Genomic DNA, 18,174 nt, shown 5'->3' with positions numbered 1-18,174 from the left:
TTTAAGTAAGCGGCAACTAAACTGATGGGCCTGTCTTCGTGTGTTTTGTTTCAGAACACAGGAAGACAGGCTCCAAAACAAACCATTAGACAGATAAGGAATACCACCATGTCAGAACGTTTAAACAATGACGTGGATCCGATCGAAACCCGCGACTGGCTGCAGGCGATCGAATCGGTCATCCGTGAAGAGGGTGTTGAGCGAGCTCAGTTTCTGATTGATCAGGTTCTGGGTGAAGCCCGTAAAGGCGGTGTTAGCGTTGCAGCCGGTGCTGCGGCTCACAACTACGTCAACACCATCGCGGTGGAAGACGAACCTGCTTACCCTGGTAACCTGGATCTTGAGCGTCGTATCCGTTCAGCTATTCGCTGGAATGCGGTGATGACCGTTCTTCGTGCTTCCAAAAAAGATCTGGATCTGGGCGGCCACATGGCTTCCTTCCAGTCTTCTGCGACCTTCTATGAAGTCTGCTTCAACCACTTCTTCCGTGCACGCACCGAGCAAGACGGCGGCGATCTGGTTTACTTCCAGGGCCACATCTCTCCAGGCGTTTACGCACGTGCCTTCCTTGAAGGCCGCTTGACCGAAGACCAAATGAATAACTTCCGTCAGGAAGTTCACGGCAAAGGCCTGTCCTCTTACCCGCATCCTAAGTTGATGCCGGAATTCTGGCAGTTCCCTACCGTTTCTATGGGCCTGGGCCCAATCAGCGCCATCTATCAAGCGAAGTTCCTGAAATATCTGGAACACCGTGGCCTGAAGAACACCTCTGCCCAAACCGTTTACGCCTTCCTGGGCGATGGCGAGATGGATGAGCCGGAATCCAAGGGCGCGATCACCATCGCTACCCGTGAGAAGCTGGACAACCTGGTGTTCGTCATCAACTGTAACCTGCAGCGTCTGGACGGCCCGGTCACCGGTAACGGCAAGATCATCAATGAGCTGGAAGGCATCTTCGCGGGCGCAGGCTGGCAGGTACTGAAAGTGATCTGGGGTGGTCGTTGGGATGAACTGCTGCGTAAAGATACCAGCGGCAAGCTGATCCAACTGATGAACGAAACCCTGGACGGCGACTACCAGACCTTCAAGTCCAAAGACGGCGCTTACGTGCGTGAGCACTTCTTCGGCCGCTTCCCGGAAACCGCTGCGCTGGTCAAAGATATGACCGACGAAGAGATCTGGGCACTGAACCGTGGTGGTCACGATCCGAAGAAAGTCTTTGCTGCACTGAAAAAAGCGCAGGACACCCAAGGCAAACCAACCGTTATCCTGGCCCATACCATCAAAGGTTACGGCATGGGTGAAACTGCGGAAGGTAAAAACATTGCTCACCAGGTGAAGAAAATGAACATGGAAGGGGTTCACCACTTCCGCGATCGTTTCAATGTGCCAGTTGCCGATGCCGACATCGAAAAACTGCCGTACATCACCTTCGAGAAAGAGTCCGAAGAGTACAAATATCTGCACGAACGTCGTCAGGCGCTGAAAGGCTATGTGCCTACCCGTATGCCGAAGTTCACCGAGAAGCTGGAAATGCCGGCTCTGGCAGACTTCAGCTCCTTGCTGGAAGAGCAGAACAAAGAAATTTCTACCACCATCGCCTTTGTGCGTGCCCTGAACGTGATGCTGAAGAACAAGTCGATCAAAGATCGCCTGGTGCCAATCATCGCCGACGAAGCGCGTACCTTCGGGATGGAAGGTCTGTTCCGTCAGATCGGTATCTACAGCCCGAACGGCCAGCAGTACACCCCGCAGGACCGTGAGCAGGTTGCTTACTACAAAGAAGACGAGAAAGGCCAGATCCTGCAGGAAGGCATCAACGAACTGGGCGCAGCCTCTTCATGGTTGGCCGCAGCGACTTCCTACAGCACCAACGATCTGCCAATGATCCCGTTCTACATCTACTATTCGATGTTCGGTTTCCAGCGTATCGGTGACCTGTGCTGGGCAGCAGGCGACCAACAGGCGCGCGGCTTCCTGGTAGGCGGTACTTCAGGCCGTACCACCCTGAACGGTGAAGGTCTGCAGCACGAAGACGGCCACAGCCACATCCAGTCTCTGACTATTCCTAACTGTATCTCTTACGATCCAGCTTACGCGTACGAAGTGGCAGTGATCATGCACGACGGTCTGGTGCGCATGTACGGTGACGCGCAAGAAAACGTCTACTACTACATCACCACGCTGAACGAAAACTACCACATGCCGGCCATGCCGCAGGGCGCAGAAGAAGGTATCCGTAAAGGTATCTACAAGCTGGACACTCTGGCAGGCAGCAAAGGCAAGGTTCAGTTGCTGGGTTCAGGTTCTATCCTGCGTCACGTTCGTGAAGCGGCGAAGATCCTGGCAGACGATTACGGCGTGGGTTCCGACATCTACAGCGTGACTTCCTTCACTGAACTGGCGCGTGATGGCCAGGATTGTGAGCGTTGGAACATGCTGCACCCAACCGAAACTCCGCGCGTACCTTACATCGCTCAGGTGATGAACGAAGCGCCGGCGGTTGCGTCTACCGACTACATGAAGCTGTTCGCAGAACAGGTTCGTACTTACGTTCCAGCCAGCGACTATCGCGTTCTGGGCACTGACGGCTTCGGTCGTTCAGACAGCCGCGAAAACCTGCGCCACCACTTTGAAGTTGATGCTTCTTACGTTGTGGTTGCTGCACTGGGTGAACTGGCTAAACGCGGTGAAATCGAAGCTTCTGTGGTAGCTGATGCGATTAAGAAATTCGACATCAACCCAGAAAAAGTTAACCCGCGTCTGGCATAAGAGGTACAGAAGAATGTCTATCGAAATTAAAGTACCGGACATCGGTGCAGACGAAGTGGAAATCACCGAAATTCTGGTGAAAGTGGGCGATAAAGTTGAAGTTGAACAATCGCTGATCACCGTTGAAGGTGATAAAGCTTCCATGGAAGTCCCATCCCCGCAGGCGGGTGTGGTTAAAGAAATCAAGGTTTCCGTCGGTGACAAAACCGAGACCGGCAAACTGCTGATGATCTTTGAAGCAGAAGGGGCGGCTCAGGCCGCACCAGCCGCCAAGGCTGAAGAAAAACCGGCCGCAGCACCGGCTGCCGCTGCGGCCAAAGACGTTGCGGTACCGGACATCGGTGCTGACGAAGTTGAAGTGACCGAGATCCTGGTGAAAGTGGGCGACAAGGTGGAAGCCGAGCAGTCCCTGATCACCGTTGAAGGCGACAAGGCTTCAATGGAAGTCCCGGCACCGTTCGCGGGCACCGTGAAAGAGATCAAAATTGCCACCGGCGACAAAGTCACCACCGGTTCTATGATCATGGTCTTCGAAGTGGCTGGCGCCGCTTCTGCTGCTGCTCCGGCTGCGGCACAAGCTCCGGCTGCCCCAGCGGCACCGGCGGCTTCTGCGGCCAAAGACGTTGCAGTACCGGACATCGGCGGCGACGAAGTAGAAGTGACCGAAGTGATGGTGAAAGTGGGCGACAAAGTTGCCGCTGAGCAGTCACTGATCACCGTTGAAGGTGACAAGGCTTCTATGGAAGTGCCGGCACCGTTCGCAGGTACCGTGAAAGAAATCAAAATCAGCGCCGGCGACAAAGTGAAAACCGGTTCCCTGATCATGGTGTTCGAAGTGGAAGGCGCAGCGCCAGCCGCTGCTCCTGCCCAGAAGGCAGAAGCTGCACCGGCTCCGGCTGCAAGTTCTGCACCGGCCCAACAGGCTGCACCAACTGCCAAAGGCGAGTTCACTGAGAACGACGCTTATGTGCACGCTACCCCGGTCATCCGCCGTCTGGCGCGTGAATTCGGCGTAAACCTGGCGAAAGTGAAAGGCACCGGTCGTAAAGGCCGCATCCTGCGCGAAGACGTTCAGACTTACGTGAAAGACGCGGTCAAACGTGCAGAAGCGGCTCCGGCTGCTGCTGCCGGTGGCGGTCTGCCAGGCATGCTGCCATGGCCGAAAGTGGACTTCAGCAAGTTCGGTGAGATCGAAGAAGTTGAACTGGGCCGCATCCAGAAAATCTCGGGTGCCAACCTGAGCCGTAACTGGGTGATGATCCCGCACGTCACTCACTTCGACAAAACCGATATCACCGATCTGGAAGCTTTCCGCAAGCAACAGAACGAAGAAGCTGCCAAGCGTAAGCTGGATGTGAAGTTCACCCCGGTGGTGTTCATCATGAAAGCTGTTGCTGCCGCACTGGAGCAAATGCCGCGCTTCAACAGCTCTCTGTCCGAAGATGGCCAGAAGCTGACGCTGAAGAAATACATCAACGTGGGTGTTGCGGTTGATACGCCAAACGGTCTGGTGGTTCCGGTGTTCAAGGATGTGAACAAGAAGAGCATCACTGAACTGTCCCGTGAACTGATGGCTATCTCCAAAAAAGCGCGTGACGGCAAGCTGACCGCAGGCGAAATGCAGGGCGGGTGTTTCACCATCTCTAGCCTGGGCGGTATCGGGACGACCCATTTCGCACCGATTGTGAATGCACCGGAAGTGGCCATTCTGGGCGTCTCCAAGTCTGCTATGGAGCCGGTCTGGAACGGTAAAGAGTTCGTGCCACGTCTGATGATGCCAATGTCGCTCTCCTTCGACCACCGTGTGATTGACGGTGCGGATGGTGCGCGCTTTATTACCATCATCAACAACATGCTGGCTGACATCCGCCGTATGGTGATGTAATGAAAAAGGGGCGCAGTTATGCTGCGCCCTTATCACTTCATTAGCAGTTTTGTCGGTTTTTGCATGACTCGACAAAATTGTTGAGACACGGGTCACTCGAACACGCTTTGCAGATTATTAACAATTCTGTAAACTGCTGGCGGTGTAAGCGTCCCGGTGGATGAAGGGCGTTATGAGATCGATTAGTAATAAAAATGACGTCAGACCCGCCGGACAATCAATTAAGAGGTCATGATGAGTACTGAAATTAAAACTCAGGTCGTGGTACTTGGGGCGGGCCCGGCAGGTTATTCTGCTGCCTTTCGTTGCGCTGACTTAGGTCTTGAAACCGTTCTGGTTGAACGTTATTCCACTCTGGGCGGTGTTTGCCTGAACGTGGGATGTATCCCTTCCAAAGCCCTGTTGCACGTTGCCAAAGTCATCGAAGAAGCCAAAGCCCTGGCCGAACACGGCATCGTTTTCGGCGAGCCGAAAACTGACATCGACAAAGTGCGCGTCTGGAAAGAAAAAGTCATCAATCAGCTGACCGGCGGTCTGGCTGGTATGGCTAAAGGCCGTAAAGTTAAAGTGGTTAACGGCCTGGGCAAGTTCACTGGCGCTAACACCCTGGTTGTTGAAGGCGAAAATGGCCCAACGACCATCAACTTCGACAATGCCATCATTGCCGCAGGTTCCCGTCCGATCCAACTGCCATTCATTCCTCATGAAGATCCACGCGTGTGGGACTCAACCGATGCACTGGAACTGAAAACTGTCCCAGAGCGTCTGCTGGTCATGGGCGGCGGTATCATCGGCCTGGAAATGGGCACCGTATACCATGCGTTGGGTTCACAGATCGACGTGGTCGAAATGTTTGACCAGGTGATCCCGGCCGCTGACAAAGACGTGGTGAAAGTCTTCACCAAACGCATCAGCAAGCAGTTCAACCTGATGCTGGAAACCAAAGTGACCGCGGTAGAAGCCAAAGAAGACGGCATCTACGTCACTATGGAAGGCAAGAAAGCACCGGCAGAACCACAGCGTTACGACGCGGTGCTGGTGGCTATCGGTCGTGTGCCGAATGGCAAACTGCTGGAAGCGGGTAAAGCCGGTGTGGAAGTTGACGAGCGTGGCTTCATCAACGTCGACAAGCAACTGCGCACCAACGTGCCGCACATCTTCGCTATCGGCGACATCGTCGGTCAACCGATGCTGGCGCACAAAGGCGTGCATGAAGGCCACGTTGCCGCAGAAGTTATCGCCGGCATGAAGCACTACTTCGACCCGAAAGTGATCCCATCGATCGCGTACACCGAGCCGGAAGTTGCCTGGGTGGGTCTGACCGAGAAAGAAGCGAAAGAGAAAGGCATCAGCTACGAAACCTCCACCTTCCCGTGGGCAGCTTCTGGCCGTGCTATCGCTTCCGATTGTGCAGACGGCATGACCAAACTGATCTTCGACAAAGAAACTCACCGTATCATCGGTGGCGCGATTGTCGGCACCAACGGCGGCGAGCTGCTGGGTGAGATCGGTCTGGCTATCGAGATGGGTTGTGACGCAGAAGACATCGCGTTGACTATCCATGCTCACCCAACCCTGCACGAATCTGTAGGTTTGGCGGCTGAGATCTACGAAGGTAGCATCACCGATCTGCCTAACCCGAAAGCCAAGAAGAAGTAATTCTGCTGGTTTGAAAGGTTGATAAGCGGCTCCTGAAAAGGGGCCGTTTTTTTATGGATGGCGTTCAGTAAAACGCCGCTCAAACCGGCAGAACAGACCCATCGAGAGAGTACCTAAAAATAGCAGCGATAACATTGTTTAGTTGATTTTTTGAACGATGTTGCGCACAATGTTTTGTGCTCGGTAGCGCTTGTATCGTTCTTTAACGATGTAAGAAACCCGTGAGGTGCCTGCTAACACCGAACGGAATAAAAGAACCGCCTTCATTTATGGCGGTTTTTTTGTGTCTCCGGCTCCCAACTTTTGATCTTCATACCCAATAGCCATTGTAAATACATGGCTATTATGTTGTGCTCGTCAGGCTGAATTTTGTTGTAGACGGACCCAACCTGCAGCCCCGGCTAGCCCGTGCCGCAGCCGATTACACTGTACTCAACGATTCAGCAAAGATTTAATGTTGCTTTTATGTGAACGAATTAACAACCAATTCAAATCCTGATATGCTGGCTGAGCGGAACCGGGCACTGTAACTTACAGTCCAGGACATCGACAGCAGTGCCCCGTCAGGATCAATGGCATCAACACCGTGCGCTAAACCCGGTTTGAAAATATATACCCTACGGCTTTAAAGACGACGGGTATAAACGCCAGGCACAATAAATGACAATGAGAGCGAGGAGAATGTCGTGCTAGAAGAATACCGTAAGCACGTAGCCGAGCGTGCTGCAGAGGGCATCGTCCCTAAGCCGTTAGACGCCACCCTAATGGCAGCGCTGGTTGAATCATTAAAAAATCCGCCAAAAGGCGAAGACGAATTCCTGTTAGACCTGCTGATAAACCGTGTACCCCCGGGCGTCGATGAAGCCGCCTATGTTAAAGCCGGTTTCCTGGCTGCCATCGCCAAAGGCGAAGCAACATCCCCCCTGATTACCCCTGAAAAAGCCATAGAACTGTTGGGCACCATGCAGGGCGGCTATAACATTCATCCGCTGATTGACGCGCTGGATAACGAAAAATTGGCTGCGATTGCAGCTAAAGCGCTGTCCCATACGCTGCTGATGTTTGATAACTTCTACGACGTGGAAGAGAAAGCCAAAGCGGGTAACCCACACGCCAAAAAAATCATGCAGTCCTGGGCCGATGCCGAGTGGTATCTGTCACGTCCGCAGTTGGCGGAAAAAATCACCGTTACCGTGTTCAAAGTCACTGGCGAAACCAATACCGATGATCTGTCACCGGCACCGGATGCCTGGTCGCGTCCGGATATCCCGTTGCACGCCCTGGCGATGCTGAAAAACGAACGTGAAGGCATAGTGCCGGATCAGCCGGGTAGCGTTGGCCCGATCAAGCAAATCGAACTGCTGAACAAAAAAGGCTTCCCGCTGGCCTACGTCGGTGACGTGGTCGGTACCGGCTCTTCCCGTAAGTCTGCCACCAACTCGGTGCTGTGGTTTATGGGCGATGACATCCCGCACGTGCCTAACAAGCGCGGCGGCGGTGTAGTGCTGGGCGGTAAAATTGCGCCAATCTTCTTCAACACCATGGAAGATGCCGGCGCACTGCCGATTGAAGTGGACGTTAATGACCTGAACATGGGCGACGTAATCGACATTTACCCGTACAAGGGTGAAGTACGTAACCATGAAACTGGCGATCTGATTGCCAACTTCGAACTGAAAACTGACGTGCTGCTCGACGAAGTGCGCGCCGGTGGCCGTATCCCGCTGATCATCGGCCGTGGCCTGACCACCAAAGCGCGTGAAGCGCTGGGCCTGCCGCACAGCGACGTGTTCCGCATTGCCAAAGAAGTGGCTGCCAGCAGCAAAGGCTTCTCACTGGCGCAGAAAATGGTTGGCCGCGCCTGTGGCGTTGCCGGCGTGCGTCCGGGGGAATACTGTGAGCCGAAGATGACTTCCGTCGGTTCTCAGGACACCACCGGCCCGATGACCCGTGACGAGCTGAAAGACCTGGCTTGCCTGGGCTTCTCCGCCGATCTGGTCATGCAGTCGTTCTGTCACACCGCCGCGTACCCGAAACCGGTTGATGTGACCACTCACCATACGCTGCCGGACTTTATCATGAACCGTGGTGGCGTATCGCTGCGTCCAGGCGACGGCGTTATCCACTCCTGGCTGAACCGTATGCTGTTGCCGGATACCGTAGGTACCGGTGGTGACTCCCACACCCGTTTCCCGATTGGTATTTCCTTCCCGGCGGGTTCTGGTCTGGTCGCCTTTGCTGCCGCCACCGGCGTGATGCCGCTGGATATGCCTGAGTCGGTGCTGGTGCGTTTCAAAGGCAAAATGCAGCCGGGTATCACCCTGCGTGACCTGGTGCATGCCATCCCTTACTACGCCATCCAGCAGGGCCTGCTGACCGTAGAGAAGAAGGGCAAGAAGAACATCTTCTCCGGCCGTATTCTGGAAATCGAAGGCTTGCCGGAACTGAAGGTTGAGCAGGCATTCGAACTGACTGACGCCTCTGCCGAACGTTCCGCAGCCGGTTGTACCATCAAGCTGGATAAGGCGCCGATAGAAGAGTATCTGAACTCTAACATCGTGCTGCTGAAGTGGATGATCTCCGAAGGCTACGGCGACCGTCGTACGCTGGAGCGTCGTGTCCAGGGCATGCAGAAATGGCTGGCAGATCCGCAATTGCTGGAAGGCGATGCAGATGCAGAATACGCGGCGGTGATCGACATCGATCTGGCGGAGATCACTCAGCCAATCCTGTGTGCACCAAACGATCCGGACGACGCGCGTCTGCTGTCTGATGTGGCCAACAGCAAGATCGATGAAGTGTTCATCGGTTCCTGCATGACCAACATCGGCCACTTCCGTGCTGCCGGCAAGCTGTTGGATCAGCACAAGGGGCAGTTGCCGACTCGTCTGTGGGTGGCACCGCCAACCAAGATGGATGCGGCTCAGTTGACCGAAGAGGGCTACTACAGCGTGTTCGGCAAGAGCGGTGCACGCATCGAGATCCCGGGCTGTTCACTGTGCATGGGTAACCAGGCGCGAGTGGCCGACGGTGCGACGGTGGTTTCCACCTCTACCCGTAACTTCCCGAACCGTTTGGGGACGGGTGCCAACGTCTATCTGGCATCTGCAGAACTGGCGGCTGTGGCTTCATTGCTGGGCCGTCTGCCAACGCCGGACGAGTACCAGACGTACATGGCACAGGTCGATAAGTCTGCGGCGGATACCTACCGCTATCTGAACTTTGACCAGTTGGGCCAGTACACTGAAAAAGCCGACGGCGTGATCTTCCAAACCGCTGTTTAAGTCGCTATATTGCGCAACTGTTTAACGGGAGGCCTTGGCCTCCCGTTTTATTTTTCTCAGTTGCCAACTTTGCGAGCGCTCACTGAGTTAGTCATGAATTAATGTTTACACTAAGAGAAAGGGCTCAGGAGGGCGTGCTATGGATTACGAATTTCTGCGTGACGTGACCGGACAGGTGATCGTCAGATTTTCGATGGGGCATGAGGTGATTGGCCACTGGATCAACGAAGAACTCAAAGGCGATTTTAACCTGTTGGATCGGATCGAAGCCGGTGCGGCCGAGGTTAAGGGCAGTGAGCGTCAATGGCAGTTGGAAGGCCGTGAATACACGCTGCTGATGGACGGTGAAGAAGTAATGATCCGCGCCAATCTGCTGGAGTTTGAAGGCGACGAAATGGAGGAGGGGATGAATTATTATGACGAAGAAAGCCTCTCATTCTGCGGCGTTGAGGATTTCCTGCAGGTACTTAAGGCCTATCGTTCTTTTATGCTGAAATACTAAATTATGCCAACAGGGGCAGTGGCTGCCCCTGTGTATTTAACCAGCAGTGCTAAACTACGACGTGCAGTCCCAACACGGCGAAAATATTAGCCAACACCCCCACGACGATCGCGGCAATTGGGCCGGCGGCCAGCTTCATAACCGGTCGCCCGCTAATTTCGTTAAGAATATACAGGCTGACGACCACAAACATGCCGGTGCCTGCCCAAATCTGATTACCCGCATTCACGCCCCCGACGAGCAAGGCAATCTCCAGGATCTGCGTCATTGAAGTCCGAATGTTGTCTCCGGACATCTTCAATGCCGGGAAGCGGTTCATCGCTTTGCCTATCTTGCTCAGGCTGGTGATTTCCACACCCATGGCACTGGCTCCCAATATGCCTGCAACGATCGGGTTTGGTGCGAGATAACCCAGCCCCAGGAACCAGTCACACCAACCGTTGGTGCCGTAAACGCCACTGATCATGGCGGTGGTGATAATCAATGGCATAAAGGCGATGGCCTGCACGATAGCGACAATCGCAGCGGAGGTCATATTGCCTTTCCCTACCAAAGCGGCGGCGATAGGTTCGCCTGCGATCCAGTGGTAGTTAGCCGTGATAGCAATCAGTGCCGCCATTGGCAGCAAATAAAGGGCATTTTTGCGAATGCGTTTGATGTTGTCATCAAACAGGCTGTGTTCCAATTCTTCACTACGACGCTTATCGCGGGAAGCGAAGAACAGCAGGCAAATCATGCCAACCAGCATCGCAATACCTTCCGGGCTGAGTGAAATCTCATTGCCTGCAATGGTCAGTGGGTTGATGCGCTCAATAATCACGCGTCCCATAAAGGAGGCTATGATGGTAATCAGCCCGGCTTTTTTGCCAAATTGATAACCTACGGCAATTGCAGGGAAGGCGACGAAAGCATAAATGATTGGGTCACCCACGGAAGCCAAAGCATCCAGGAAATTCACCGGCAGGTAAGCAAAGCCTTTGATCACTCCATCCAGTGCCACGGTGATCAACGCACCATAAAGGGTGCCAATGAGCACTGCCAGTTTGGTGTTGTTAAACGAGACGCCAATAATATCGGCAGTCAGCAGTACGATATGAATGACAATAACGCCTGTTGCCAGGGTTATTGGCATGGCAAAACCGGTTATGAAGCCGATGCTGATGGCAAATGAAATGCCTGCCAATTCTTTACGGCTCATATTGCCGTTCATAAACTCCGGCATAATTGGGCGCAAGCCATCGTGATAAACCGCGATACAGCGGTTCGCAAGAAAAGTCGCATAACCGCCCATCAATGCGAACAGAATGATTTTTATAATGTTGAATGATTCCATTTCGTCCCCTGAAGAAGCCGCTGGCTTCAGTAGCGCTATCATCCTTGCTGAGCCCGATGAACGGGCGCAGCGGATTAATTATTTTTTTAATAGTGCGGCGATAAAGGCTTTTATCGAGCTTTCGGCGCGATCGTTGGTAAAACCAAATGCCTTTTTCCCATCGGCGAGCAATTGCGCGATCTTCTCTTGTGAAGGTTGCGTTATGGCGTTGGCGATGGTGGCACATTTGTCACGGCCAATCAGCGCATAGGCCATCGCCAACGCCCCGCCGGCCCCGCTTTGGCAGGCACCAAGGTAGTAATCGAAGCTGCCATTTTTAACCTTCATGGCGGCATCCATATCGGTAAATATTTCAGATGTGAATTGTTCTTCACCGAATTTTGCCAGGCATTCCTGAATCTCGTTTTTGTTTAGCTGTCCACCAATGGCTATTTTGATCATGATTTTCACCTGATGTTATTTATCTGAAGAACGACCGGCGGCGTTAAGCACGGTCAGAAATGAGCGACCGTTGTACGGTGCTTTGGTGTTGAAGAACTCACAAACTGTTGCCCCCACATCTGAAAGTGTGGTGCGAGTACCGAGCGGGCAAGCTGCTTGGCCTGTGCGGAAAATCAATAGGGGAACCTGTTCACGCGTGTGTTTACTGTGGCCGACGGTAGGATCGTTGCCGTGGTCAGCCATGACAACAAGACAATCGCTTTCATCCATCGCAGAGATGATTTTTGCCAGCGAGGCATCGACCAGTTGCAGGCGTTCGGCATAGCGCTCGACATCTTGTGCATGGCCGGCAAGATCGGTTTCCTGAATATTGGTGCAGATGAACGCTGGCTCAGGGCGCTGCAATTCTTCAAGGGTAATATCCAGAATGCTTTGAGAATCAACCAACTGTTGGTAATTGCGACCCTGTGGGTTTTCGACGATATCGGCCACTTTCCCTACCAGTACGGTTAAAATACCTCGCTGGTGCAGCTGTTGGGGCACCTGAACGCTGGCATCGACACCATAGCCCAGGTGAATCACCTGGAAGCCACGTTGATAAACTCCGGCTTTCGGACTGTTGATACCGACGAAGCGATTGTTTTTGACCTCCGCTGCCGCCAGGATCTGTTCACTGCTTTGCAACAACCCACCGTAGGCGATAACTCGGCCTACTTCGACATGCCCGCGTACCACCCGGCCAATTTTTTCAACCTGTTCGAAGCTGATGGCCGAGAGATTGGCACAGACATTAAACACCTGGCCTAAATCCGCCTCGAGGTTATCGCCAATGGCGACCGCGTCGTTGACCCAAAGCAGGCATAATTCACTGTTTTGGACCGGGTAGCGTTCTACCTTAAAACCTTCGGTTTTTAGTGCCTGCTCCACCTTTTCAAGTACGGTCGAAAAGGGCATGCGTACCGGAGGAAGCGGGAGAGTGCCCATGATCTCCTGATGCCCCATGAAGGTATCTCCACCCTCGTGTTGCAGCAGAGCGACACCAAAAGCCGCTATCGGGCTCTCGTGCATGGCGCCGACTTGATGATAGGGGGCGGCGATATGCAGCGCATTGATCAAGCCGAGTTTTTCCAGCATCGGGAGTTGCAGATTGGGCAACCGTTGCAAAATATGACCGCAAGTGTTCGCACCAATGTCCTGTGGACGCACCTCGGGTACATCTCCCATGGCACCCACGCCAAAACTATCGATGACCAAAACCACAAACTTATCCATGATGGCTCCTTGTCAGGTTGTTACCGAGACTATCAAATACCCCCAACAGTTGAGGGTTACCCATTTGAATGCCGCTTATCAGCGCCACATCACTGCGCGTTACAAAAATCTGAGTGCGAAAACACATAATGACCGGGCTGCTGACGGGCCAGAGCCCTGTTAGCGGCAATGTATAATCGATACTGTCGCTATCTATTGGCAGCACGCGGCTGCGCTGCCATTGGCCATCGAGCACCAGCGCGTTTTGCAGGTGGCCGCGGCGATAGTAGCCACCGCCATAACAGAAGCTGGTGTTGTCCTGGCTATGCGAAATTTCAGAAAGATAAAGCATGGCTATTTTTTCCGGACCACCACCGTACTGATTTGCAGGCTGCGTGCCCGTCAGGGCATGACCGGGCTCGGTATGAGTTACCCCTGCAGCGGCCAATTTGGGCAGGGTTTCGATGCAGGTTGCCGAAGCGGCATTCATTTGCCGAACTTCAATGCCGTGCTGTTCCAGCAGGTTTTTCGCCTTGGCTAATGTGGCGAGGTTGGGGGTCGCCTCGGTACTTTGCCGTTGCTCGTTGAACAGCATGCAGGGGAAGTGCGTTATCCCAATAATTTCAACGCCCGCCAACCTGCTGATTTTATTAATCACGTCCGGCAGTTCAGCCAATAAGAACCCCGCCTCCTGGCCCGGATAGATCACATCACCGTTATCCTGGACTTTCAGCAGTAGCGGCTGCCTATGCTGTTGGCGTAGCGCGGCGATAGAGATTTCCCGTGCCTTTTCAATGCTATAAACGGTAATGACTTCTGGTCTTTGGGAAATGATTTCATCAATCATATTCGCCGGCGTTTGCACCAGATGACCAATGTGGGCTATCGGTAAGCCATGCTGCCAAAGTTGACGTGCTTCTTTAAAATCAACGGCGACAATGCCTTGATAACCCTTTTCCAACAACAGCTTGCATAACAGCGGATTGCGACCAAACTGTTTACTCATCAGATACAGCGAAAGGCCAAGTTTTTCTGCGCATTCCTGCAACAACCGGGCATTTTCCAATACCAGGTCGACATCGATAACGTAGCAATCCGGCCCGATATCACCGTTACGCCAAAAGTGAACGGCGGCATCAATCAGAGCAGAGTTTTGTTTTTCCAGCGCATTAAGAAACATAGGTCCCTCGATGTATGTTATTAATTCATTTTTTTGAATATTTAGGCTAAAACCAAAAACTCACTCCGTGCTGCAACCTGATTGAGCGAGATACAGGCCAAAAACGTTAGCCAGCAAGTAGCCGAGTTCAGACTGTGGAACCGTAAATGCAAACAGACTCAGTAGGTCGTTGTTAATTTCCCTGATGTTAGCAAAGACGTTCGATGCTTCGATCTCATTTAATAGCTCCGGATCGATAGCTGTGATTATTTCCCCATGGAGTGCGCGCGTCATGGCATTTGCCATATGGGTAATCATCATTTCTCCCTGGGCATGGCGGATATTGAGCTGCCAATGCTGCTCGAGTCTTTTAATTACCTCAAGCATGCCGATATAGACTTCTTTATCAATGACCTCGGCATCATGTAAAATCTGCAGACGTATTTCCATTTTATTGTTCCTGAGCTAGTAGCTGGGTTCCCGGATACCTTTTTTGACTTCCTGTTGATGCGCTAACAGTCGCTGCAGGTTAACCAGCGTGTTGACCAGATGAGGGATTACTCGGTCATCGTTACGCACCAGCAGAACGGCTTCGGAAGCTTTAATACTCACCGGATAATCATCGAGTGGCTCTTTGACCAAATTCAGACTGTCGAGATCTTCGGTCACGTTCCAGACTGTCGCATCTATTTCGCCTCGCTCAATCCGCATCAGGGATTCGTTGTAAGGCAGATTAATGCGCTCAATCTCCTGGCCGGCAAATACCATCTCAGTGAGCAGACGCTGATCGGGTGAACGCGGATCCAGGCCAATACGGTGAATGTTCTCTTTTTCGCCTTTACGATAAACCAACTGGTGTCCATCAACATAAGAGCCGGCACCCAACATCATAGCCGCAGTCACTTTGCCAGCACGCAAGTAGCTTTCCGCGGCAAGATGGGAGACGACCGCCATATCATAAACGCCATCGATCAGGCATTCGATACGGACATCCGCACCGCGCATGTGGGCGTAATAGAGCGGATATCCCTCGAACTGGGCTTTCAATGCGCTGGCCAGTCCTTCATACAGTCGGGTGTAAGGCAATGGCATGGCGCATACAATGTTGCCGATATCTGCCTGTTCCAGCAGGGCTGGGTAATTCATATTACTGAGCAAGGTGCCATTCCTGCCGCGACGATCCAGCGTAACGCAGGAGGTGGCCTCCAGGGTTTTCAAGGCGTGTTGCACAACGCCGACTGAGAGATTCAATTCAGTGGACAGTTCATCAATGGTTTTCAGTCGTGCTCCCACTGCCAGTCCGAACAGGTAGCGCGCCAGGCTGACTAACGCCAGACCTTCTTTTTTAATAAATGCTTTGCTCATCGTTTTTAATTTTCATTTTAATGAAGATTTAAATCTTCTATCTTCCGACTCAATCAGGCAATGACCAAAAAATGATAATGGGAGAGGGATCACACAATGGGGGATAGATGATCACGACTTATTGGTTTCAGCGCAAACAGAGAGGGTTATTCAGCGTAGGGCGCGGCGGTATACCGCGCCCGTTACACATTACAGATGCGGAATATTGCGACCGTAATAGATTTCCTGCATCTCTTTCCACAGCAGATCGGTAATCTCTTTACGTTCGGCGGCACTCAGCGTATCCGGTTTGGCATTGAACAGGTAATGCTTCAGATCGAAATCCTTCAGCAACATCTTGGTGTGGAAGATGTTCTCCTGATAAACATTCACATCCATCATGTGGTACAGCGCCTTCATATCATCAGACATAAAGTTCTGGATCGAGTTGATCTCATGATCGATGTAATGCTTCACGCCGTTCACGTCGCGGGTAAAGCCGCGCACGCGGTAATCCATGGTAACGATGTCGGATTCCAACTGGTGGATCAGGTAATTCAGCGCCTTAAGCGGTGAGATCACGCCGCAGGTCGACACTTCGATATCGGCGCGGAAGGTACACAGGCCGCCTTCAGGATGGCTTTCCGGATAGGTGTGGACGCAGATATGGCTCTTGTCCAGGTGCGCGACCACCGTTTTTGACAGTGGGCCAGGATGCTCCGAGGTATCGACATCGTTCGGATCAACCGGTTCTTCACTGACCAGAATGGTGACGCTGGCGCCCTGAGGCTCATAGTCCTGGCGTGCGATGTTCAGAATATTAGCGCCAATGATCGAGCAGGTTTCGCTCAGGATCTCGGTCAGCCGATTGGCGTTGTATTGCTCGTCAATGTAGGCGATATAGCCAGCGCGATCGTCCGCGGTTTTGGCGTAACAAATATCGTAAATACAAAAACTCAGGCTCTTGGTCAGGTTGTTGAAGCCGTGCAGTTTTAGCTTATGCAATTTGGTTCACCTCCTTTATCTTCTCGCTTAACGTGTAACGTTCAGTGCGTCGAGCAAATACTGCGGCAGAGCAAAGCTGCCCGCGTGAATTGCCGGGTTGTAATAACGACAGCTTAAACCGCTTTGATGAAAGCGATGTTGCAGCGTTGCCAGATCGAGCTGGCGCAGCGCCGGATCCTGGCTCGCCCAGGCGAAGGTCATGATGCCGCCGTAATAGGTCGGGATCGCCGCCTGGTAAAAGCTAACGTCGTTGAAGTACTGGCTCAGTTTGGTGTGGCTATTGACCGCTTCGTCTTGCTGCAGGAAGCACACGCCGTTCTGCGCAACAAAAATGCCGCCTTCGTTCAGGCTGCGTGCACAACCTTCGTAGAACGCTGAAGTGAACAGGCTTTCGCCAGGGCCGATAGGGTCGGTACAGTCGGAGATAATCACATCGAATTTTTCATCGGTCTGATTAACAAAGTTGACGCCGTCGTCGATCACCAGCTTGAAGCGTGGGTCGTCGTAAGCTCCGGCATTGTGGTTTGGCAGGTATTGGCGACAGAACTCGACCACGCCGGCGTCGATCTCGACCATGGTGATCTGCTCAACGCCCTGATGCCGGCTGACTTCACGCAGCATGGCGCCGTCACCGCCGCCGATGATCAGCACCTTCTTCGCCTGACCGTGGGCCAGCAGCGGTACGTGGGTCATCATTTCGTGATAAATGAACTCATCACGCTCGGTGGTTTGCACCACGCCGTCGAGCGCCATAACGCGCCCCAGAACCGGGTTTTCAAAAATCACCAGATCCTGATGCTCGGTCTTCTCACGATACAGTATCTTCTCTACCGAGAAGTACTGGCCGAAGTTGGCATGCAGCGTTTCATACCAAATTTCTTTCTGGGTCATGTGCGGGAACTCCGTAATAACAGCCATGAAAAATTGGCGCAACATCATAGCTAACTCTGCCTGGTGATGCACGGCTGAATTTCAAACAGAGATAGCGCAAGGCGGGGGATTAGTTGGCGTAAGCCAGCAGGCTAAGCGAGTCGCGTGCCAGGGATTTGCACTTGTTGGGGGTAGGGATGGCGATACCACTGAGATCGCGATAGCTGTCTTCACCCAGCGCCTTCATATTAAAGCTATTATAGTTGCTCAGATCCCAACGGTTTTGCTGGGCAAAATAAACGATGGCGCGTTTGATTTGGGCATTGGGCAAGTCGTTATAGCCGCAGTCATTTTTCAAATAAATAAAGACCGCCGTCAGATCGGCCAGATCTTCCGCCTCAGACTCATTCAGCGCCAGACTGGCGTTGGAGAACCCCAGCATGGTGAGCAACAGCACCAGTAACGTTGTTTTTTTCATCATGAAAATAGACCTGTTTATTGTCCACAGACGTTATCACACTTGCCTGTAAAGGCACCAAATTTTATTACCTGCAGGTAACATAACCGGCAGCAAAGGCTTGACCTTCCGCTTAGGGGAGGGTTTAGGCTGTGCGCAGATAAAGCTATACCCATAATCTTTCAAGGTGCAGGTTCATTGAATGAGCTGCA

14 protein-coding genes are annotated in these 18,174 nt (G+C 52.8%); 5 read left to right on the top strand and 9 right to left on the bottom strand.

Annotated elements, in window-relative coordinates; translation table 11 throughout:
• Positions 1-108 precede the first annotated feature (108 nt).
• The 5 genes from aceE to yacL all read left to right on the top strand — a co-directional run bounded on the left by aceE (position 109) and on the right by yacL (position 10,102).
• On the top strand, positions 109-2,772 hold the full coding sequence (gene aceE / locus QOT07_RS21105; RefSeq protein WP_099063388.1) for a pyruvate dehydrogenase (acetyl-transferring), homodimeric type: 2,664 nt from the start codon (positions 109-111) through the stop codon (positions 2,770-2,772).
• 13 nt (positions 2,773-2,785) lie between these two features.
• A complete protein-coding gene (gene aceF / locus QOT07_RS21100; protein WP_283603865.1) occupies positions 2,786-4,657 on the top strand; it encodes a pyruvate dehydrogenase complex dihydrolipoyllysine-residue acetyltransferase in 1,872 nt (623 codons plus the stop codon).
• Positions 4,658-4,891: 234 nt separating this feature from the next.
• Positions 4,892-6,316 carry a dihydrolipoyl dehydrogenase gene (lpdA, locus tag QOT07_RS21095; protein WP_012146711.1) on the top strand — a complete coding sequence of 475 codons (1,425 nt, stop codon included), beginning with the start codon at positions 4,892-4,894 and terminating at the stop codon, positions 6,314-6,316.
• Positions 6,317-7,002: 686 nt separating this feature from the next.
• Complete coding sequence (gene acnB, locus QOT07_RS21090) at positions 7,003-9,600, top strand: bifunctional aconitate hydratase 2/2-methylisocitrate dehydratase (RefSeq protein WP_283603862.1); 2,598 nt, start codon at positions 7,003-7,005, stop codon at positions 9,598-9,600.
• A 139-nt stretch (positions 9,601-9,739) separates the two neighbouring features.
• On the top strand, positions 9,740-10,102 hold the full coding sequence (yacL, locus tag QOT07_RS21085) for a protein YacL (RefSeq protein ID WP_099063392.1): 363 nt from the start codon (positions 9,740-9,742) through the stop codon (positions 10,100-10,102).
• A gap of 49 nt (positions 10,103-10,151) precedes the next feature.
• Here the strand turns inward: yacL and QOT07_RS21080 are convergent, their stop codons facing one another.
• From QOT07_RS21080 to QOT07_RS21040, 9 genes are all read right to left on the bottom strand, one after another.
• Positions 10,152-11,435 (bottom strand): YhfT family protein, encoded by a 1,284-nt coding sequence (locus tag QOT07_RS21080; RefSeq protein ID WP_283603861.1) that lies wholly within the window; start codon positions 11,433-11,435, stop codon positions 10,152-10,154.
• 78 nt (positions 11,436-11,513) lie between these two features.
• Entirely contained in the window at positions 11,514-11,876 is a 363-nt protein-coding gene (locus tag QOT07_RS21075; RefSeq protein ID WP_099063394.1) for a DUF2620 domain-containing protein, read from the bottom strand.
• A gap of 15 nt (positions 11,877-11,891) precedes the next feature.
• Positions 11,892-13,148 carry a phosphopentomutase gene (locus QOT07_RS21070; protein WP_283603860.1) on the bottom strand — a complete coding sequence of 419 codons (1,257 nt, stop codon included), beginning with the start codon at positions 13,146-13,148 and terminating at the stop codon, positions 11,892-11,894.
• The gene (locus QOT07_RS21065) at positions 13,141-14,307 is read right to left on the bottom strand and encodes a YhfX family PLP-dependent enzyme (protein WP_219016930.1); all 1,167 of its coding nucleotides are present in this window, start codon (positions 14,305-14,307) and stop codon (positions 13,141-13,143) included. Before QOT07_RS21065 ends, QOT07_RS21070 begins: the two co-directional genes overlap by 8 nt.
• A gap of 60 nt (positions 14,308-14,367) precedes the next feature.
• Positions 14,368-14,736 (bottom strand): PRD domain-containing protein, encoded by a 369-nt coding sequence (locus tag QOT07_RS21060; protein ID WP_099063397.1) that lies wholly within the window; start codon positions 14,734-14,736, stop codon positions 14,368-14,370.
• A gap of 15 nt (positions 14,737-14,751) precedes the next feature.
• Positions 14,752-15,651, bottom strand: coding sequence for a GntR family transcriptional regulator YhfZ (gene yhfZ, locus QOT07_RS21055; protein ID WP_099063398.1), 900 nt, complete (start codon positions 15,649-15,651; stop codon positions 14,752-14,754).
• 189 nt (positions 15,652-15,840) lie between these two features.
• The gene (gene speD, locus QOT07_RS21050; RefSeq protein WP_099065289.1) at positions 15,841-16,635 is read right to left on the bottom strand and encodes an adenosylmethionine decarboxylase; all 795 of its coding nucleotides are present in this window, start codon (positions 16,633-16,635) and stop codon (positions 15,841-15,843) included.
• 27 nt (positions 16,636-16,662) lie between these two features.
• A complete protein-coding gene (gene speE, locus QOT07_RS21045) occupies positions 16,663-17,526 on the bottom strand; it encodes a polyamine aminopropyltransferase (protein WP_099065295.1) in 864 nt (287 codons plus the stop codon).
• Positions 17,527-17,635: 109 nt separating this feature from the next.
• A complete protein-coding gene (locus QOT07_RS21040) occupies positions 17,636-17,983 on the bottom strand; it encodes a YacC family pilotin-like protein (RefSeq protein ID WP_099065294.1) in 348 nt (115 codons plus the stop codon).
• Between the last annotated feature and the right edge of the window lie 191 nt (positions 17,984-18,174).

Origin of the sequence: Serratia proteamaculans, assembly GCF_949794035.1 — a bacterium.
In the GTDB taxonomy this organism is placed as follows: Bacteria; Pseudomonadota; Gammaproteobacteria; order Enterobacterales; family Enterobacteriaceae; genus Serratia; species Serratia proteamaculans.
This window is presented reverse-complemented; position numbering and strand designations above follow the sequence as displayed.